The 21,262-nt window shown below is 34.0% G+C and carries 18 protein-coding genes and 1 pseudogene; 7 read left to right on the top strand and 12 right to left on the bottom strand.

All coding sequences use genetic code 11. The features are described from left to right. Positions 1-34: 34 nt before the first annotated feature. The 6 genes and pseudogenes from serC to H3S73_RS05535 all read right to left on the bottom strand — a co-directional run bounded on the left by serC (position 35) and on the right by H3S73_RS05535 (position 7,814). Positions 35-1,120: a 3-phosphoserine/phosphohydroxythreonine transaminase gene (gene serC, locus H3S73_RS05510; RefSeq protein ID WP_198236077.1), complete on the bottom strand. Its 1,086-nt coding sequence runs from the start codon at positions 1,118-1,120 to the stop codon at positions 35-37. 166 nt (positions 1,121-1,286) lie between these two features. Then, complete coding sequence (gene argH / locus H3S73_RS05515) at positions 1,287-2,660, bottom strand: argininosuccinate lyase (RefSeq protein ID WP_198236078.1); 1,374 nt, start codon at positions 2,658-2,660, stop codon at positions 1,287-1,289. A gap of 269 nt (positions 2,661-2,929) precedes the next feature. After that, positions 2,930-4,147: pseudogene (locus H3S73_RS05520) on the bottom strand (argininosuccinate synthase); the annotation flags it as partial. A 107-nt stretch (positions 4,148-4,254) separates the two neighbouring features. After that, the gene (gene argB, locus H3S73_RS05525; protein WP_198236080.1) at positions 4,255-5,034 is read right to left on the bottom strand and encodes an acetylglutamate kinase; all 780 of its coding nucleotides are present in this window, start codon (positions 5,032-5,034) and stop codon (positions 4,255-4,257) included. 90 nt (positions 5,035-5,124) lie between these two features. Further along, a complete protein-coding gene (gene argC / locus H3S73_RS05530) occupies positions 5,125-6,135 on the bottom strand; it encodes an N-acetyl-gamma-glutamyl-phosphate reductase (protein WP_198236081.1) in 1,011 nt (336 codons plus the stop codon). 215 nt (positions 6,136-6,350) lie between these two features. Then, positions 6,351-7,814, bottom strand: a complete 1,464-nt coding sequence (locus H3S73_RS05535) for an aminoacyl-histidine dipeptidase (RefSeq protein WP_198236082.1) — start codon at positions 7,812-7,814, stop codon at positions 6,351-6,353. A gap of 150 nt (positions 7,815-7,964) precedes the next feature. Between H3S73_RS05535 and gpt the strand changes: the two genes are divergently transcribed. The 7 genes from gpt to proA all read left to right on the top strand — a co-directional run bounded on the left by gpt (position 7,965) and on the right by proA (position 13,818). Further along, complete coding sequence (gene gpt / locus H3S73_RS05540; RefSeq protein ID WP_081301606.1) at positions 7,965-8,498, top strand: xanthine phosphoribosyltransferase; 534 nt, start codon at positions 7,965-7,967, stop codon at positions 8,496-8,498. Between the two features lie 17 nt (positions 8,499-8,515). Then, on the top strand, positions 8,516-9,772 hold the full coding sequence (gene frsA / locus H3S73_RS05545; protein WP_198236083.1) for an esterase FrsA: 1,257 nt from the start codon (positions 8,516-8,518) through the stop codon (positions 9,770-9,772). A gap of 26 nt (positions 9,773-9,798) precedes the next feature. Next, a complete protein-coding gene (proB, locus tag H3S73_RS05550; RefSeq protein WP_232352939.1) occupies positions 9,799-10,908 on the top strand; it encodes a glutamate 5-kinase in 1,110 nt (369 codons plus the stop codon). 21 nt (positions 10,909-10,929) lie between these two features. Continuing rightward, positions 10,930-11,220, top strand: coding sequence for a hypothetical protein (locus H3S73_RS05555; RefSeq protein WP_039127453.1), 291 nt, complete (start codon positions 10,930-10,932; stop codon positions 11,218-11,220). Positions 11,221-11,255: 35 nt separating this feature from the next. Beyond that, positions 11,256-11,678 (top strand): hypothetical protein, encoded by a 423-nt coding sequence (locus H3S73_RS05560; protein ID WP_039127450.1) that lies wholly within the window; start codon positions 11,256-11,258, stop codon positions 11,676-11,678. A gap of 219 nt (positions 11,679-11,897) precedes the next feature. Beyond that, complete coding sequence (locus tag H3S73_RS05565; RefSeq protein WP_198236084.1) at positions 11,898-12,326, top strand: hypothetical protein; 429 nt, start codon at positions 11,898-11,900, stop codon at positions 12,324-12,326. Positions 12,327-12,564: 238 nt separating this feature from the next. Then, positions 12,565-13,818: a glutamate-5-semialdehyde dehydrogenase gene (gene proA, locus H3S73_RS05570; RefSeq protein ID WP_198236085.1), complete on the top strand. Its 1,254-nt coding sequence runs from the start codon at positions 12,565-12,567 to the stop codon at positions 13,816-13,818. A gap of 54 nt (positions 13,819-13,872) precedes the next feature. Here proA and yegQ read toward each other — a convergent pair whose 3' ends face one another. From yegQ to H3S73_RS05600, 6 genes are all read right to left on the bottom strand, one after another. Further along, positions 13,873-15,216: a tRNA 5-hydroxyuridine modification protein YegQ gene (gene yegQ, locus H3S73_RS05575; protein WP_086327448.1), complete on the bottom strand. Its 1,344-nt coding sequence runs from the start codon at positions 15,214-15,216 to the stop codon at positions 13,873-13,875. Positions 15,217-15,563: 347 nt separating this feature from the next. Then, positions 15,564-15,761, bottom strand: coding sequence for a hypothetical protein (locus tag H3S73_RS05580; RefSeq protein WP_039127439.1), 198 nt, complete (start codon positions 15,759-15,761; stop codon positions 15,564-15,566). Between the two features lie 1,165 nt (positions 15,762-16,926). Then, positions 16,927-17,838: a putative type VI secretion system effector gene (locus H3S73_RS05585; RefSeq protein WP_198236086.1), complete on the bottom strand. Its 912-nt coding sequence runs from the start codon at positions 17,836-17,838 to the stop codon at positions 16,927-16,929. A gap of 66 nt (positions 17,839-17,904) precedes the next feature. Then, on the bottom strand, positions 17,905-19,011 hold the full coding sequence (locus tag H3S73_RS05590) for a DUF6708 domain-containing protein (RefSeq protein WP_198236087.1): 1,107 nt from the start codon (positions 19,009-19,011) through the stop codon (positions 17,905-17,907). Between the two features lie 19 nt (positions 19,012-19,030). Beyond that, positions 19,031-20,131 (bottom strand): DUF6708 domain-containing protein, encoded by a 1,101-nt coding sequence (locus H3S73_RS05595; RefSeq protein WP_198236088.1) that lies wholly within the window; start codon positions 20,129-20,131, stop codon positions 19,031-19,033. Positions 20,132-20,151: 20 nt separating this feature from the next. Further along, a complete protein-coding gene (locus H3S73_RS05600; protein ID WP_198236089.1) occupies positions 20,152-21,252 on the bottom strand; it encodes a DUF6708 domain-containing protein in 1,101 nt (366 codons plus the stop codon). Positions 21,253-21,262: the final 10 nt, after the last annotated feature.

Raw genomic sequence — 21,262 nt, forward strand, 5'->3', positions numbered from 1 at the left:
ATTTTATTCTCCCTTTTTTTAATTTAAACTTGGTTTAACCATTCTGTTTTTCAAATTGCTGCATAAAATCAATTAAGTAATTTACTCCATCAATATCCATTGCATTGTAGATTGATGCCCGCATACCGCCAGCAATTCGATGACCTTTAATACCAATGATGTTCGCCTTAGTTGCTTCGCTAACAAATTTTTTATCGAGTTCTTCATTCGGTGATAAGAAAGTAACATTCATTATCGACCTATTAGCTGTAGCAACAGTATTGCGATAAAAATCAGATTGATCAATAAATTGATAAAGTAATTGCGCTTTAGCTTGATTACGCTTTTGCATTGCATTCAATCCCCCAAGACTTTTAATCCATTTAAAGACTAATCCAGACATATACCAAGCAAATGTTGGAGGGGTGTTAAACATTGAATCATGATCTTGCAAAGTTTTATAATCTAATACTGACGGTAGGATTTTATGAGCATAACCAATAAGATCCTCACGTACAATAACAATTGTAATACCTGATGGACCAATATTTTTTTGTGCGCCCGCATAGACTATGCCATATTTACTTACATCAATGGGTTGCGATAATATACAAGATGAAAAATCGGCAACAACTGTTTTATCACCAAAACTAGGCTCTTCAAAAATTTCAATACCGTCAATAGTTTCATTTGGACAATAGTGTACATAAGCCGAATCATCGCTTAATTTCCATTCAGACATAGGTTTAACCGAGGTTAGACCGTTTTCTTTTACAACAACATTTTGTTCCTTTATTTGACAATATTTGCTGGCTTCTTTAGCAGCACATTGGCTCCAATATCCGCTATTTATATAATCGGCAGTAGTTTTATTACCTAAAATATTCAATGGTACAGCGGCAAATTGTGCTCGAGCACCACCTTGGCAAAACAAAATTTTATAATTTTTCGGTACGTTTAATATCTCACGCAGATCGTCTGTTGCTTCAATAGCACATGCATCAAAATCTTTGCCTCTATGGCTTAATTCCATAACAGAAGCATCAGTATTATGCCAATTTAACAGTTCATTTTGTACTTGCTTTAATACATCAACAGGTAATTTGGCTGGGCCAGCACTAAAGTTATAACTTCTACTCATTACAGTTCACTTCAATCCATTTAAAAAAGAGCTCTATTTTTACACTCTCTTAAAAGATATACAATCACATTATTAGTAAAAATATTTGTTAAATCGCTAGATTTGCATAAAAATGCCGACTGGTTGTCGGCAAGGTATCAGATAATTAAAAAAATAATTCGGATAATTAGGATAACTGCTTTTTAGCGTTTTCAATAGCAATTTTAACTTGTAGTGGCGATACACCACCTTTAGCTGAACGTTTGGCTAAACAAGATTCTAACGATAGTACTTCGTAAACATCTTCATCTATAACTGTGCTAAACAACTTTAATTCTTCTAATGAGAGTTCTTCTAATGCTTTTTGTTTTGCGATTGCACCAACAACAGCTTCACCAACAATATGATGAGCTTCTCGGAAAGGGATGCCTTTTAAGACTAAATAATCAGCAAGTTCAGTTGCATTTGAGTAACCTTGTTTTGCTGCTTCTTGGCAATTTTTATAATTGATTTTGATATCTTCTAAAACTAAAGCTGACATATCTAAACATTCTTGCCATGTGTCGATAGCATCAAATAAATGTTCTTTATCTTCTTGAAGATCTTTGTTGTAAGCCAAAGGCAGGCCTTTAAGTGTCATCATAGCGCCAGCCAATGCTCCAGCCACTCGCCCAACTTTACCGCGAATAAGTTCTAATGCATCAGGATTTTTCTTTTGAGGCATAAGTGACGAACCAGAAGTTACTCTATCGGATAATTCAACAAAATTTGCTTCACCACTATTGAAAATAATAAGGTCTTCAGCAAAACGCGATAAATGAACCATCCCAATGGAAGCATTGTTAAGTAATTCTAGAATATGATCACGATCGGATACGGAATCTAAACTATTATTAGTTGCTTTTGCAAAACCGAGCCAGTGAGCCAATTCATCGCGATCCATTGGATAAGCTGTGCCGGCTAATGCTCCAGAGCCTAAAGGGCTGACATCTAAGCGTTTTAATGTATCTTGTAATCGGCTAATATCTCGGGTTAACATTTCAAAATAGGCTAAGCACCAGTGTGCAAAAGTAATCGGTTGAGCGCGTTGTAAATGAGTGTAACCAGGCATCACAGCATATTGATGTAGTTCTGCCGTTGTAACTAGCGCTTGGCGTAAACGATTTATCGCATTAATTAATTGTGATATTTCAACCTTGCACCATAATTTAAGATCGGTGGTTGACTGATCATTTCGGCTTCGACCTGTATGTAGTTTTTTACCTAAATCACCAATTTTTTCAATTAATTTTTGCTCCACCCAACTATGAATATCTTCCGCATCACTTTGTAAAATTTGCTGCGGGTCTTGTTGAACCGAATTAAGTAATTCATTTAAAGCTTTTTCTAATTTTTTCTGTTCATCATAAGATAAGACATTAACAGTAACCAATGCTTTAGACCAAGCAATTGACCCAATGATGTCTTGCTCTGCAAGACGATAATCAAAACGCAATGAATCATTAAATTGTTTAAATCGTTGATCTACCGCTTGGCTAAAACGCCCACCCCATAATGCCATAATTACCTCAATACTATCTTTCTTTAATTATTTGTACTACGATTTTTATTTATCGTTGTTAACTGGTTATAGTTTTATAATAAATTTAAATTTAATCAACAGTAAAAGCAATATATACAGGACATTGCCTGTATATATTGGTTACTTTATTTAATTTAACTGCAAATCAGAAATTACTTTTTCGCTTTGGATTTAGTTTTGGCTTTAGCTGTCGCTTTTTCCTTATCTTCTGCTTTGGTTGCAGTTTTTTTAGTCTTTTTGGCTGGTTGTTTTTGCTTTTCTTCATTTAAAGCACGAATGCGTGACGATAATGAGAATAGACGAATAAATCCACCGGCATGGCTGTGATCATAAACTTCATCTTCTCCAAATGTAGCAAATTCTTCATTATATAAGCTATTTGGAGATTTCTTTTGTACAGCAGTTGCACTGCCTTTATAAAGTTTTATCACAACTTCACCCGTCATATCTTCGGCTAGAACATCTGCCGCCGCTTGGATTGAACGACGATATGGAGCAAACCAGCGACCATCATAAACAACATAAGCCATTTCTAAACCTAATTGTTCACGCCATTTAAAACTATCACGATCTAAAATTAATTGCTCTAAACCTCTTAAAGCGGTCATCATGATGGTTCCACCCGGAGTTTCATAACAACCTCGAGACTTGATACCTACTAAACGATTTTCAATGATATCGACACGACCTACACCGTGTTTTGCACCAATTTTATTTAATGTTGCCACGCAGTTATATGGAGATAATTTTTTTCCATTAACTGAAACAACTTCACCTTTTTCAATACCAATGGTGACAAGTTCTGGTTTATTAGGTGCATCTTCTGGTGAGACAGTCCAAGCCCAGCAATCAGCATTAGATTGATTCCACGTGCTCTCAAGAACGCCACCTTCTGTAGAAATATGCCATGCATTTTCATCACGACTGTAAATTTTTTCAACTGTTGCTGTGGTAGGAATTTTACGAACTTTTAAATAATCAATTAGAGCTTCGCGCGAACGTAAATCCCATTCACGCCAAGGAGCGATTACTTTAAGTTGTGGAGCTAGCGCCGTATAGGTTGTTTCAAAACGAACTTGGTCATTACCTTTACCTGTTGCTCCATGACAAAGTGTATCTGCTCCAACTTCTAAAGCGTATTCCACTTGAGCTTTAGCAATAATTGGTCGAGCCATTGAGGTCCCTAGATAATAAGTGCCTTCATATAAAGCACCTGTTTTTAATACTGGATAAACATAATCTTTAACAAATTCTTCTCGTAAATCGACAACTTTACAAGCTACCGCACCTGATGCTTTAGCCTTTTTTTCGACATCTTTTAATTCTTTCGGATCTTGACCAACATTAGCCACAAAAGCATAAACTTCACATCCGCCATAATTCTCTTTTAGCCAAGGAATAATCGCTGATGTATCCAAACCACCTGAATAAGCCAATACAACCTTTTTTATTTTACTTTTTTTCATGCTATACCCTTTATAAATTAACTTACGATAAGTAAATGAGCTAATGTTTATATGTTTTCAATATTTTAAATATTGGTAACTAGTCTAATATACTGTTTGTATTTTATTTAAGCAATAATTCTTGTGCCTGTTATATCTGATTTTCCGTTAAATAGTTCAATTAATTTATCTGATTGTTTCCAACTTGCAATATCAATAGGTCGTCCTAATGATGTTGCCGCTTCGAAAGCTGAATTAACTTTGACAACCATGCCATCGGTAATTACGCCATTTGCAATAAGCAGATCTGCTTGCGCTCGCGTTAAAGATTGAATGAGCTGTTTATTCTTATCCAGAACGCCCACCACATCAGAAAGCAAAATCAAATCCGCATTTAAAGTTTTGGCTAAAGCTACCGCAGCATGATCCGCATTGACATTCATCATTTGTCCATCTTCAGTAATACCGATTGAACTGACAATAGGCAAATAGCCTGCATTTATCAATAAATTGATTAAAGTGGGATCGCCGGCTCTAGCTTCACCTACATAACCTAAATCTTCCGAAATTTGTTTAACTTCAACACTATCACCATCAGCTAAACAGAGTCCAACAACTGCTATTTGTAGTTTTTTGGCTTCTGACAATAATCGGGTATTCGCACTACCAGCAAGACTACCAACAATAACATCAATCTGGTCTGCAGGCGTAACACGTAAACCATTACGACGAACAACTGGCATTGATAAGCGATCCATTAATGAATCAACAACGCTACCGCCTCCATGAACAATAATTAATGGTCGACGGAAATTCTTTTTATATTCATGAATAATAACAAATAGATTACTTAAAGCATCTTTATTATCAAGTAATACACCGCCAAGTTTAATAATTAATGGTTTCATTTCTGCTTCCTATGTAGTTTTAATTTTGGTTAATTATCCAAAATCAGATTTATTTAGACTTTAAAATAGTAATTAAAAATAATGTGTCTATTATAATAGTGAAGTCGTTTGCTCATAACCAAAACGAATATTCATACATTGCACAGCCTGAGCGGCTGCACCTTTTAATAAATTATCCTCAACCGAAATCAGAATCAAATGACGATCTTTTAAGGCAAAACCAATATCACAATAAGGCAGACCTACCACTGCTTTTAAAGCAGGCCAATCTTTTTCATAAACTCGAACTAATGGTTTATCTTTGTAGTATTTATTTAATGCATTAAGGATATCTTGAGAAGTTACCCCTTCTTTAACTCGACAAGTAATGGTTGCATGAATACCCTGTTTAAAACAACCTAAATGTGGTGTAAAGATAACCTGCTGCCCTAAATGTATTGCAATTTCGGGTTGATGGCGATGAGTAAACAGACCATATGCATGCAAACTTACCTCACAAAAACTATTGTTATGCGTTGATTTTCGACCCGCACCACTTACACCACTGACTGCATTAATGACTGGCCATTGAGTATTATCTAATAAATCTTCTTCAATTAGAGGTTTAAGCGGTAATTGTGCAGCTGTAGGGTAACAACCGGGGACAGCAATCAATTGCGCTTGTTTTATCTTATCATCATTCCATTCAGCTAAACCATAAACAGCTTTATTTAGCCATTTTTGATGCCGATGGGTAAAACCGTAATAATCGGTATAAAAATCTGGAGAATTAACACGATAAGCACCAGATAAATCAAAAACTGTGCAACCTTTTTCTAAAAAGTAAGGGGCAATTTCATGACTAACAGAATGCTCTGTAGCTAAAAAGACAATATCAACTTCATTGATATAACAAGAATAATCAGATGTGGCAATAAGTGGTAGGTCAATTATTCCTTTTAATTGCGGATGTAGATTATTATCAGAAATAAGTTTACCGCCGTCTTGACTGTTTTCCGATACCGTTAAAGCGATTAATTCAATATGTGGATGCTTACTTAAATAATAAGCTAATTTTGCACCTGCATAACCACTCGCTCCAATAATAATTGCCTTTAACATGTCTATCCTAATTTATTTAAGTGCAACAATGTTATATATAGTAGGTTATTTATAAAGTTAACACAAGTAAAAAATGAATTTTTATTCACTTTTTATGAATTTATTTTCAATAAAAGCTGTTTATATTAATGCAAATACAAAGTAAAAAATTAAAATAAAAAACTAAGTTAACTATGCCTGCTCTTAAATATTAGCAGGCATATAAAATGAATAGTTTATTTCAATTGAGTCGCGGATTTTAATATCGCTATAAGTAATTCCCAATATCGAATAACACTTTGAATATTCACTCTTTCATCTGGAGAATGAGGTGATACAATTGTTGGACCGATTGATATCATATCCATATTTGGATAAGCTTGCTTAAACAATCCACATTCAAGTCCTGCATGAATGACCATAATCTTAGCTTTTTGTGAGAATATTTCGTAATATTTATCTTTAGCTAATTGTAAAAGACTTGAATTCAAGTTTGGCTCCCAACCTGAATATCCTCCACTGATTTCGTAATTGGCGTTGGTTAATTGACTAAGCGATATCAGAGTTGAAACAACTGCATCTTTTGCGCTATCAACTTGTGAACGAATTAGATAATGCGTATTTAATTGATTCTCTACAATATTAACAATACCTAAGTTAAGTGACGTTTCGACAACACCATGCAACTGATCGCTCATACGAACAACCCCATTAGGTGCAGTATGCAAATAGTTAATTATTTTATTTTGATGTTCAATAGTTAATACACGTTTAACTTCATCAGAAGTTACTTCAGCTAAACTTATCTGTATAGAAGGTTCAACATGCCCTAATTCATCATTTAAAATTGTTTGATATTGCTTAATAATAGATTCCAGTTGAGGTAAATCTTGTTTACTTAATGTCATTTCAACAAAAGCTTCTCTAGGGATGGCATTACGCAACGAACCACCTTTTATATCAGCTAATCTAAACGAAACATCTTGCGCATATTCAGCTAGAAAACGGACCATTAATTTAATTGCATTACCACGACCTAAATGAATATCGCAACCAGAATGTCCTCCTTTAAGGCCTTTAAGCGAAATACTTATATAACAATCATGCTTTTCTGGAATAACTGCGTATGCAACTGCAAAAGTGGAAGTAAAATCGACTCCACCAGCACAACCTGTAAATATTTCCCCTTCATCCTCTGAATCGGTATTGATTAGATAATGACTTTTTAACCAATTAGGTTGAAGACCAAAGGCGCCATGCATACCTGTTTCTTCTGACGTAGTAACTAAAACTTCAATAGGGCCATGTTCAATGGTAGGATCAATTAAAACCGCTAATGCTGAAGCCAATCCTATACCATTATCCGCACCTAAAGTTGTACCTCTAGCTTTTACCCATTCACCATCAACATAAGCTTGAATTGGATCAGTAGTAAAATCGTGAACGGTTCCTTCATTTTTTTGTGGCACCATATCCATATGTGCTTGTAGGGCAATAGATGGACAATTCTCCATGCCTTTACTGGCTGGTTTCGTTAATAAGATATTACCAACTTTATCAAGTTCACAATGAATGTGATGGGTATTTGCAAAATCGACGATGTATTTAGTAATCATTTGTTCATGATGAGATGGATGTGGAATTTTACAAATATCGTTAAAAATCTGCCAAATAGATTTTGGCTTTAAAGTAGAAAGCATAATTTAACCTCAATATTGTGTCAGTAATAAATTAATGAGTAGTTTTTTTCGTGTAATCGCTTTATAATAAGGTGCAATTTTACATCTATTTTTAGTCCATTAATATTAATTTATTATATTTGTATATTCGATTAAAATTGCAGGTTACTCATGTCAATAGAACAAACTTTAACAGAAGAAGAAATCAAAGCCCAAAAACAGCATAAAGCAGAACTTATCGCTGAAAAAGAAAAATTTAATGTCACTTGGGAAATGTTACAATCTTACGGGCGCCAACTATCCAAACGTTTGTTACCTGCAAACCAATGGAAAGGTATCATTGCTGTCAGCCGTGGCGGTCTAGTTCCTGCTGCTATCCTAGCTCGTGAATTAAGTATTCGTTACGTAGATACAGTCTGTATTTCAAGTTATGATCATGATCATCAACGTGAAAAGTTAATCTTAAAACAAGCAAATGGTGATGGTGAAGGCTTTATTGTTGTGGATGATTTAGTCGACACAGGCAACACCGCACATACTATTCGTGAAATGTATCCAAAAGCTCGATTTGTTACCATTTTTGCTAAACCAGCAGGTAAACCACTTGTTGATGATTATATTGTTGACATTGCGCAAGATACTTGGATTGAACAACCTTGGGATACAGGGGTAATGTTTGTTAAACCTATTAGCGATAATCAATAAGGATATTAAACACAATTATGACTACTACCGAAAATTTATCTGCTCAGATATTTAAACCACAATACGAATATCCTGAAACATCAGCGCTTATTAATCGTATAGACAGTAGCGACGGTAGTAGCATAAGTCCTTTGGATGGTGAAATTGATTCAAGATGGTATCGGATCATTAACCCTTTTTTATGGATTTGGCGAGGATTACCTAAATTAGAGGTTGAAGAACTTTTATCCAAAATTGCTGCTTCAACAAAACGTCATACAAATGAAAAATGGTTAGATACTGTTATTGGTTATCAATCAGGTAATTGGGTTTATGAATTTTTAAATCAAGCTGCATTGTGGCAATCTAAAGCTGATTCAATCGATCAAGAAAACCCGAGTGAAGAAGATAAAATTAATTTACACAATTATTTTCTTATCGCGAGTGAATATTCAAGCATTGCTAGTTATCCACATTTCAAAAATGATGAACTAGCTATGTATGCACAAACTTGTGCTTATCAATCTTATATGAAAGCACTCAATTATTCTCCCTTTACAGTCAAAGAGCTGGAATTTAAAGTCGAGAATCGTAGTGTTAAAACGTTTTTGCACTTACCAAAAACGGACAGCACTTGCCCTGTTGTATTAATATGTAATGCTTTGGGCAATTTACAAATTGATTATTATCGTTATTTTAAAGAATATTTAGCTCCTCGCGGATTCGCTATGTTAACAGTTGATCTACCAACGGTGGGATACAGCCGTAATTTTGCTTTAACTCAAAATAGTAGCCAGATTCATCAAGCAATATTGGAACAACTGTCATCCGTTCCATGGGTTGATAATAGTCGAGTTATTTTAGCAGGATTTCGATTCGGATCTCATCTTGCAACACGGTTAGCTTATTTGATGCCTAATAAGGTTAAAGGTTTATTCAATTTTACGCCCTTTGTTCATCAAATATTTGTAGATAAAGATTTGCAAAAAAACCTACCAAATAGCTACAAAGACATGTTGGCTAGTCGCCTTGGATTACCTTCTATATCTAATTTGCAATTAGCAGCAGAATTAAATTATTTTTCACTTAAGAATCAAGGATTATTAACTCATGCATGCCCTGTACCAGTCATGAATATTATTTTTGAAGAAGATGTATTAAGTAATTTAAATGAAGCAAAATTGATTCGTTCAATTAAACAAAGTAAATTAGTAACCATACCTAAAACACCATTACAAAAAAGCTTGCATGATGCGTTAACTCAGTCCGTAAAATGGATGGAGTCGGTTTTGTAAGATCTGATTTAAAATAAGAGTATGTTATGACCATTAAAAAACAACAAACTGTCGTTGTTAAATTAGGTACCAGTGTATTGACCGGTGGCACAAAACAGTTAGATCGTGCACAAATGGTCGAACTAATTAGGCAATGTGCTAGTTTACATCAAGATGGGCATAAAATTATTATTGTTACCTCTGGAGCGATTGCCGCTGGTCGAGAATATCTTAACTACCCTACTCTTCCCAATACTGTTGCATCAAAACAACTACTTGCATCGGTTGGTCAAAGTAAACTAATACAACTTTGGGAACAACTCTTTTCAATCTACAAAATTTATATTGGCCAAATGTTGTTAACACGTGCCGATCTTGAAGATCGCGAAAGATTTTTAAATGCGCAAGATGTTTTAAAAGCCATGTTGGACAATCACATTATTCCCATTATTAACGAAAACGACGCAGTAGCAACCGCTGAAATTAAAGTTGGTGATAATGATAATTTATCCGCCCTAGCAGCTATTTTAGCTGAAGCCGACAAATTAATTTTATTAACAGATATTGCGGGTTTATATACCGCCGATCCAAGATCAAATAAAAATGCTAAATTAATTCATGAAATCGACAATATTGACGATAATTTACGTAGTATAGCTGGAGACAGTGTTTCTGGGCTTGGTACTGGTGGAATGGGTACTAAAGTACAAGCGGCCGAAGTAGCAGGAAGTGCCGGGATTGAAGTTATTATCGCGGCAGGTAATAAACCGAATGTTATTATTGATACTGTAAATAACCAATCAGTTGGCACACGCTTTATCCCGCCTAAGACCCCCTTAGAGCATCGTAAACATTGGTTATTCGGTGCGCCCAAAGCGGGCAAAGTTTTATTAGATGATGGCGCAGTAAATGCCATTTTAAATAATGGCAGTTCACTTTTACCCAAAGGTATTTTACAGGTTGAACAAAACTTTTCTCGTGGCGAAGTCATAGATATTTGTGATAAAACAGGTAAAAGTATAGCTCGTGGGGTAAGCCGTTATAATAGTGATGCATTAAAACAAATTGCCGGACATCACTCACAAGAAATTAGCCAAATTATTGGCTATGAGTACGGCTCTGTCGCCGTACATCGAAATGATATGATTATTAAATAACAAACAATAAGGAAATAAAAAATGGGACTAGCTATAGGTGGTGTAATAGCCAACTGGTTTGGTGTATTAATCATTTACATGAATTCACTCCAAGATAAACTTTATGGAACCATGTTACCAATTGCATTCATATTTGCTTTAATAAGTACGGTAGGAATATTATTTGCAGGAAAAAATAAAAAATTAGCAGGTACTTTAATTATTATTGGCAGCATATTATTTGTTCCTTTGGGGTTAATTGGGGTTTTTGGTGCTAAAAAAATAATTAGTCTTGCTAATGAAGCAACATTAGAAGAAAGACGCAATTCATAGAAATATCATGGATATTACTTTGTTAAGGATAATAAATGGAATCTCAAAATCAAAATATAGAACAATTTCAAGCCCGACGTAACGTAATTTTTTTGATGATAGTATGTATCATAGTATTTTTCATGCTGTTAATACTTCCTATAGGTAAAAATGTAAGTCTAGCAGTACCTTTAATCTTACTTTTTCGTGCTATTTGGCAATTTAATATGATTTATATCTCAATTGGAGATGATTATATTACTTATAGACCTACTGCACCTTTAAAAGGTTCAGTGAGTATGCTTTTTGAAGAAATCTCATCAATTGATTATCAAAAAAATAAAGTAATTATTAATTACAAAAACAAAATTAGTAATAAAGAGGAAACTGTAAAAATACCTTTATCAGTCATGGAAGATGAGGCAAAAGAAAAACTTCTAACTACTTTACATACTGTATTAAAAGATAAGGAACAATAAGATAAAAAATGATGATTTAGAGCAAAGATTAAGGCATCTTTGCTCTTAACTTTTTAATAAATTGATAACTCCACATTAGAAGAGTGATGCTTTTCTAGTACAAATTGCGAGACATCATTCACAAGAAAGAAGCAAAATTATCGGCTATGAATACAGATCTCGCCGTAAATTTAGAAAATATTATTATAAAATAATGAATTATTAACATAAGGATAAATAATGGAATCACAAAATCAAACAGTAAAAGAATATTATGCTCGCCGTTTTTTATTACCAACAATAGTGATAGGAGTCATTGGAATCATTCTCCTGTTAGCATTACCCGTTAAAAGTGTGTCATCTATTATCATGATTACATGCTCTCTATTAATGTTTGTTTTTCAATATATGTCGGTTTATATTACTATTGGTGAAGATTTTATAACTTTGCGACCAACTCCAATGAAAGAGGAGAACAAAGTATTTTTTAAAAATATAAAATCCATACAATATGAAAAAAAATATATATCTATTGCTTATTACAACGAAACGAGTAAGACTGAAGAAAATTTGAAAATTCCTTTTAATCGTTTGGATGATAATACTAAAACTGAACTTTTAAATAATTTACATACTTGTCTAAAAGATAAAGAAACATTAACCAATTAATACTAGAGCAAAAGCAAAATCATGAGCATTAATCTTTTAGTTTTGTCTGATAATTAAAAAGTATTTACAGATATATTTTTTTAATATGAAGTCATCACCATAGCTAAAAATAGGATATCGTTGTATAAAAGTAATGATATTTACTCTAATACATGTTGTAATATTCAATTAAGAAATCTTTTTAGGAAAGTCCAATTTATTCTAAGATATTCGTGAATCAAATTAATAAAGGTCTAAAATGATAGTTCAAATGGGAAAAGAGGCAAAATTTGCTTCTTATCAGTTAGCGCAATGCCCTACTACAACTAAAAATAAAGTTTTAGCGGTTATCGCTGATTTATTGGAAAAACACAGCACAACAATTCTTGCCACTAATGAAAAAGATATCCAAGCAGCCAAAGAACAAGGATTAAATGAAGCGATTTTAGATCGTTTATTATTAACACCTGAACGATTATTATCAATTGCCAATGATGTGCGAAAAGTAATTTCATTAATCGATCCTGTTGGTCAAATTATGGATGGAGCCACTTTAGAAAACACTTTAAAGTTACAGCGTCACAGAGTACCATTAGGTGTGATAGGCGTAATATATGAAGCTCGTCCTAATGTGACGATTGATATTGCTGCACTTTGCCTTAAAACGGGTAATGCAGCTATATTAAGAGGGGGTAAAGAAACCATCCATACCAATCGCGCAACCGTAGCCATCATTCAACAAGCACTCGAGCAAGTTGGTTTACCTAAAACAGCAATACAATTTATTGATAATCCCGATCGAAAATACATCAATGAACTACTTAAACTTGATAAATATGTTGATATGATTATTCCTCGCGGGGGTGCCTCGTTGCACAAACTTTGTCGTGAACATTCAACCATACCAGTTATTACAGGTGGAATTGGTGTTTGCCATACTTTTGTCGATGAAAGTGCCGATTTTGATAAAGTGTACCCTATAATTTTAAATGCTAAAACTCAAAGACCAAGTACATGTAATACTCTAGAAACATTGCTTGTACATACAAAAATCGCTAGAACATTTTTACCTAAACTGAGTCAAATTATGGCGGGTCATCAGGTTATATTACATGCCGATGCAGAGGCATTCAAAATTTTAGAAACAGGTGTTGCCAACGTGTTTCCTGTTGAAGATGAAGAATTACGTCAAGAGTGGCTATCCAAAGATTTAAATATAGTTATTGTTGATTCACTTGAATTGGCGGTTGAACATATTCGCGAATACGGCAGTGGTCATTCAGAAGCAATATTAACACGTGATTTAACCAATGCTGAAAAGTTTGTCAATTTAGTCGATGCAGCGGCTGTCTATGTCAATGCATCTACTCGCTTTACCGATGGTGGACAATTTGGTTTAGGTGCTGAAGTCGCTGTTAGCACACAAAAGCTACATGCACGTGGACCGATGGGACTTGAAGCATTAACAACGTATAAATGGATTGGTTATGGTGATGATTTGATTCGTCAATAATAACAATTAAAGTAACTGTTCGGTGAAGCCGAACAGTTTTAATTAATTTCTAGACTAATCGAAGTTCCTCATCAATAAGGCATAATTCAAATCAATCTCTTCAGGAATTGGAATATAAACAATATGCCCATCCCCGAGTCCAGCTGGCACAGGTTGTCCTTTCTTATTTTCCATACGTTCAATAATAAAAGTCGTATTACCTTTAGGTGTCATCATCTCTACACTGTCACCTACTGAAAACTTGTTTTTAACAATAATTTCAGCCAAACCATTTAAACGTTTTCCACTAAACTCACCAACAAACTGCTGTCTGTCTGATACTGAATGGCTATGCACATAATTTTGCATATCTTCATGTTTGTGACGACGTAAAAATCCTTCGGTATAACCACGGTGAGCTAAAGATTCAAGCTCAGTTAACAAACGAGGATCAAAAGGCTTACCCTCACTTGCTGCATCGATTGCTTGACGATAAACTTGAGCAGTTCGAGCACAATAATAAAAAGATTTAGTACGACCTTCTATTTTTAATGAATGTACACCAATTTTAGTTAAATCGCCGACCAATTCAACTGCTCTTAAATCTTTGGAGTTCATTATATATGTGCCATGCTCATCTTCAAAAGCCTGCATATATTCGCCAGGACGTCCTGATTCTTCTAACATGAACACTTTATCCGTAGTGGAACCTATACCTAAAGTTGGCTCCACTTGCTGAACGGGAATCGGTTCACACTTGTGTACAATTTGCCCTACTTCGTCTTCTTTGCCTTCCGCAATTTTATATTCCCAACGGCAAGCATTAGTACATGTACCTTGGTTTGAATCACGTTTATTGATATAACCTGAAAGTAAACAACGTCCAGAATATGCCATGCAAAGCGCACCGTGAATAAAGACTTCTAGCTCCATTTCTGGTACTTTTTCTCGAATTTCAGCAATTTCATCCAATGACAATTCACGCGACAAGACCACTCGAGTTAATCCGATTTTGTGCCAAAATTTTACAGTAGCCCAGTTAACGGCATTCGATTGCACAGATAAGTGAATTTCCATTTCTGGAAAATGTTCACGGACTAACATAATTAAACCAGGATCGGACATGATAAAGGCGTCTGGTTTCATGTTGACAATAGGCTCTAAATCTCGAATAAAGGTCTTTAATTTAGAATTATGTGGCGCAATATTAACAACAACATAAAACTTTTTACCTTGCGCATGGGCTTCGTTAATGCCAATAGCTAAATTTTCATGATTAAATTCGTTATTACGAACACGTAAGCTATATCGAGGTTGTCCAGCATAAACTGCATCCGCACCATAAGCAAACGCATAGCGCATATTTTTAAGGGAACCAGCAGGAGAAAGTAACTCTGGTTTTGCATATAAAAGTGTCATTAAAAAATGCCTCTGATTTCAAGTCAGTATTACAGTATTGTAATAGGTTAAGCAAAAATAGGCTGGCATTTTACGCTTAAGCCTAGCAATTGGCAAATTTATTGTATCAACGGTGAGTCACACAAAGCTTAATCGCATTAATTAGAAGTTAATGTCACATAATATATTTAAATTATTATCGGTTTGAAGTAACGCGTGATTATAAAATTTTTTTAATTGCCAATTTATATAATCTAATTACTCAAAAATCATTTAGAAACGAATTTAATTGTTATGATAAAAACAAGATAAATTGAAATTCTTGACTGTATTGTTTACTTAATTAACATTGCACAATTTTAAAAACATCACTCTTCTTTACCCCTATTAAGTAATGGCAAATATTCTTGCCAACGATATTCTCGGATCGGCATAGGCTTTGCCTCATCAAAATAAAGGACTAATGCTGGTTTTATACCATTCCAATTATCTACAAACTCATACCCAACCAAATGACCATCGTTAATTAACCTTTTTGCTTTCGCATGATAATTAAAATAACTCATAATAGGCCTTAATAAAAAAGTTTAACAATTAAATAAAATGTATTTATAAATAGCTCAATACTTGCAATTTTTCGTTCTCACTTATAAAAACTCAGCAATTATTATCCCCAAAACCCTTGAATAAACTTGTGGATAAAAATGGTAACATATTAAAAAAAATAACTTTATTACACAGATCAATCTCTAGCCAGCTTTCATTGATAGTAGTTTTCTTCATCATGGCGTTTGTAGACTTATAAAGAACTACAATAAAGTTCATTCTAAAACTCAAATCAATTGTTAAAAAAATTGCATAATTTATAATATATAACTTATAAGTTCGCACTCATAGAGAGTGGACATACCAGAGTTTATATTAATTAGATCATGTTTATTATGGATTAAATAATAAATCTTATTTTAAAATCTGTTTTATCGTTGTTTACATAAGGATAGATTGAGATGTTCATAATAATAATCAAACGATTATCAACATAATAGTTGATTGATAATAAAACTTTCCATTTTCTTCTTAAGTCAGATTAGCATGAAGTAATCAAAGAATTTTATTCATTATAAAATCTTTTAACTCACTACAAATGACCTATTATCGCAGCCACACAATTTAATTAAATAGTAATCAGCAAAATTTGCATTTTTGTTCGTAAATTAAGTGCGATAAGAGTCATCAAACTGTTAACAAGAAACAATCTATATAGATCTTATATTTTATAAAATCTATGCTCGTTGAATTAAAACACTCAATAAATTCTGTTTGTAGAATTTTGCTAACATTTTGACAAAAATTAGCATATTAACAATCCCATTAAACTAAAATTTCAAGTATTTTTGTAAAAAATATTCAGGAGTCTATACCGTTTCATAATAATCAAAACGATATAAATAAAAGCTATCATTAATCAATAAAATCAGAAAGTTTATCTGTGAAGATTTTTAAAATATCCATATTTTTTTGGATTAAATAATCAGTATTTATTTAGGATCAGTTTCCGTAATCAACCTATTTTCCTGTTTTTTTGATCCCAAACGCACCATTCTAATCGGCTTTCTAAGATGTCTTTTTGCACGAAAAATGGATAGTTATTCTTTGCGTTTATCTTCAAGATTATCATCCAGTTCGGTATCAATTTCTGTAATACTATCTGGTTTAGCTAATAAATTCTTATTATTTTTTTTTACAAAACATTTCTGGATCATAATAGAAAAACCCAAAGCCATCTCCTCCTTTATAAGGTCTTATAAAACGATCAACATTATTATTCCACTCTAATGAATATTTACCTTGCGCAATTAATTTTTTCACTTGCTCCTTACTTATATCAACTAAATCAATGTTAGTAACATCTCGCCAACCCAATACGGAAAAAATTCGTTCCGCCAATTTAACATGGGTATTTATCTCTTTTTTATATAAAATTAAAATTGTTGGTATATAAAATACACCAATTCCAATATAAGCTGGAATTAGATTATCCAAAGTAAAATCACTAGATAGATACACTAATGCTGCTGTAAATAATAAATAAAATGAAAGTACTGGGATATGATAACGTTTTAAAGCGTGTTTACGTCCAGCAAAACAAGGGGTAATAAGAGAAATAATTTGCTCGCTCGGTTTAAGCATAGCATACACTTCATAATGGTCAGTATGCTTTTCGGCTACAACTTCAACCAAATCTCCTTCATTAAATTTATAATAACCCAGCCAACCTTTTAACTTAATTGAATTATTTAGTTTAGCTGTAAAATATTGTGATGGGAAATAATTACTTACATGTATATCGTCATTATGCCCTAATGCCGCTAAACCAGCACTGTTATTCCCAGCTAATGTTGCTAGCGCTGCTCTACTTCGTATTTTAGCATTCAGTTTTTTCCTCTCTTCTTTACTCATATAAGCATCATCACCCACAGGTGCATAACAGAATATTCCTTTAAACTCCGAAAGTGTACCCGTTATTTTTACTAAATTTTTAGGTGGTAAAATGGGATCAGTAATACTGATCCCCGTTTTTTTTAATAACTCTTCTTTATTATTATAAAGAATATCTGTTCCATCATATTTTGCGTAGGGCATAATAGGCCTTCTTCATTTTTATTATTACTTATTTTTTCGCTTTCATATTCAATAATCAGTATTCATTTAGGAGAAGTTTCCGTAATCAACGTATTTTCCGGTTTTTTCATCCAAAACGCACCACTCTAATCGGCTCTCTAAAATGCCTTTTTGCACGTCAGGTGGATAGTCTGATAAGGTTGTTTCTTTGGGTATGGGTTTGCCTTTTTTACCTGCTTGCCTAATCACCTTTGGCCAACGTGGCTGCCAGCATAAACATTCCGATATAAAATAACCTGCTGTGTAAACAGGTAATAGTATTAAAAATACCGGGATTAATAACAGATACATCACTATACTTTTTGAATTTTGTGCAGCGTGGATCATCGGGCTGATATGACCACCTAATCCATGAAATGGCATTGGTAAATGGGTGCTAAGTCTTGGTTTGGGTAAATTTTCTGGGCCATCTTCCATATAACGGCGAATAAATTCCCATTCATCTTTATAGTCTTGACCTTTATAGGTATTTTTCCCTATCCCGACTGAGTGAGCAATAGGAAAACCCGTTTTATAAGGATGAAAAACAATTAAATTCACCATATTGGTGCCATTCATATCCGAACCGCTGTCGCCAAAGTTACCCGGCATAATATGATCCCATTTAAATACGACGGTACCGCCGCAATATTTAGGGCGTTGAATATAAACTTGCCTTGTTACCCGATTAAACCGTACCCGTATATGGCGTATGGTAAACAGTTCCAATCGATAAACATAACGGAAATATCTGATATATAAATAAATAAGAATCAATGATATAATGGCAAAAATAATCATAGCGAAAATTCCAGAACCAATTTTATCGGCGTCCCATTGATTGTTATTTATTTTAAAAAATATTATAAGTACATAAAAGCTACTAGTTATAGGAATTAAAAATATGAGCAGAGAAATCCAAGTGAGAATTCCTCGAAAATTTTCAAACATTCCACCACGAATCTCGAGATAGCGATCGTTATAGGCATAGTATGGACCAATGGCTTTTGGGTTATTACTGACTGACTCCTTAGTCCAATCCTTTTCAACTTCGCTAAGTTTCATATCACTACTGCTATAACTCATTTCTAATTTTTTTCGTGTCTCTTTTTTTATGGAGTTACCAAACCATAATAAATATTCACCGATATACATTAATTTTTACATCCCTTTTTTAATCACTATTACCATAATCAACGTATTTCCCGGTTTTTTCATCCAAAACGCACCACTCTAATCGGCTCTCTAAAATGCCTTTTTGCACGTCAGGTGGATAGTCTGATAAGGTTGTTTCTTTGGGTATGGGTTTGCCTTTTTTACCTGCTTGCCTAATCACCTTTGGCCAACGTGGCTGCCAGCATAAACATTCCGATATAAAATAACCTGCCGTGTAAACGGGTAATAGTATTAAAAATACCGGGATTAATAACAGATACATCACTATACTTTTTGAATTTTGTGCAGCGTGGATCATCGGGCTGATATGGCCACCTAATCCATGAAATGGCATTGGTAAATGGGTGCTAAGTCTTGGTTTGGGTAAATTTTCTGGGCCATCTTCCATATAACGGCGAATAAATTCCCATTCATCTTTATAGTCTTGACCTTTATAGGTATTTTTACCTATCCCGACTGAGTGAGCCACAGGAAAACCCGTTTTATAAGGATGAAAAACAATTAAATTCACCATATTGGTGCCACTCATATCCGAACCACTGTCGCCAAAGTTACCCGGCATAATATGATCCCATTTAAATACGACAGTACCGCCGCAATATTTAGGGCGCTGAATATAAACTTGCCTTGTTACCCGATTAAAGCGTACCCGTATATGGCGTATGGTAAACAGTTCCAATCGATAGACATAACGGAAATAGCGGAAGCATAAATATATTAAAACTAAAGAAGTAATTAAAAAACAAATCATTGCAAATATATCAGAAGCAATGTTTTCATTCTCACTATTATATAATTGTGATGCAATTATAAATGCAAAATAAAAGCCTGTTAAAGGAAACATAAATATTAGTATAGAGAGCCATGTAACAATCCCTCGAAAATTTTCAAACATTCCGCCACGAATCTCGAGATAGCGATCGTTATAGGCATAGTATGGACCAATGGCTCTTGGGTTATTACTGACTGACTCTTTAGTCCAATCCTTTTCAACTTCGCTGAGGTTCATATCATTACTGCTATGACTCATTTCTAATTTTTTTCGTGTCTCTTTTTTTATGGAGTTGCCAAACCATAATAAATATTCACCGATATACATTAACCTTTACATCCCTTTTTTTAATCACTATTACCGTAATCAACATATTTTCCTGTTTTTTCATCCAAAACACACCACTCTAATCGACTTTCTAAAATGCCTTTTTGTACGTCAGGTGGATAGTCTGATAAGGTTGTTTCTTTGGGTATGGGTTTGCCTTTTTTGCCTGCTTGCCTAATCACCTTTGGCCAACGTGGCTGCCAGCATAAACATTCCGATATAAAATAACCTGCTGTGTAAACAGGTAATAGAATTAAAAATACAGGTATTAATAACAGATACATCACTATGCTTTTTGAATTTTGTGCAGCGTGGATCATCGGGCTGATATGACCACCTAATCCATGAAATGGCATTGGTAAATGGGTGCTAAGCCTTGGTTTGGGTAAATTTTCTGGGCCATCTTCCATATAACGGCGAATAAATTCCCATTCATCTTTATAGTCTTGACCTTTATAGGTATTTTTCCCTATCCCGACTGAGTGAGCAATAGGAAAACCCGTTTTATAAGGATGAAAAACAATTAAATTCACCATATTGGTGCCATTCATATCCGAACCACTGTCACCAAAGTTACCCGGCATAATATGATCCCATTTAAATACGACAGTACCGCCGCAATATTTAGGGCGCTGAATATAAACTTGCCTTGTTACCCGATTAAACCGTACCCGTATATGGCGTACGGTAAACAGTTCCAATCGATAAACATAACGGAAATAGCGGATGCATAAATAAACTAATATTAATGTAATAATTGAACATATTATTATAAAAATTATATCAGATATCACATCTTCACTTTGATGATTATATAAATCTAATGCTGCATCGAATCCCATTTCAAAACTTATGTAAGGGATAAAAAATATTAATAAAGAAATCCATGTAACAATTCCACGAAAATTTTCAAACATTCCACCACGAATCTCGAGATAGCGATCGTTATAGGCATAGTATGGACCAATGGCTCTTGGGTTATTACTGACTGACGCTTTAGTCCAATCCTTTTCAACTTCGCTGAGTTTCATATCACTACTGCTATAACTCATTTCTAATTTTTTTCGTGTCTCTTTTTTTATGGAGTTGCCAAACCATAATAAATATTCACCGATATACATTAACCTTTAC

It is taken from the genome of Gilliamella sp. B14384G12, assembly GCF_016101825.1.
In the GTDB taxonomy this organism is placed as follows: domain Bacteria; phylum Pseudomonadota; class Gammaproteobacteria; order Enterobacterales; family Orbaceae; genus Gilliamella; species Gilliamella apicola_N.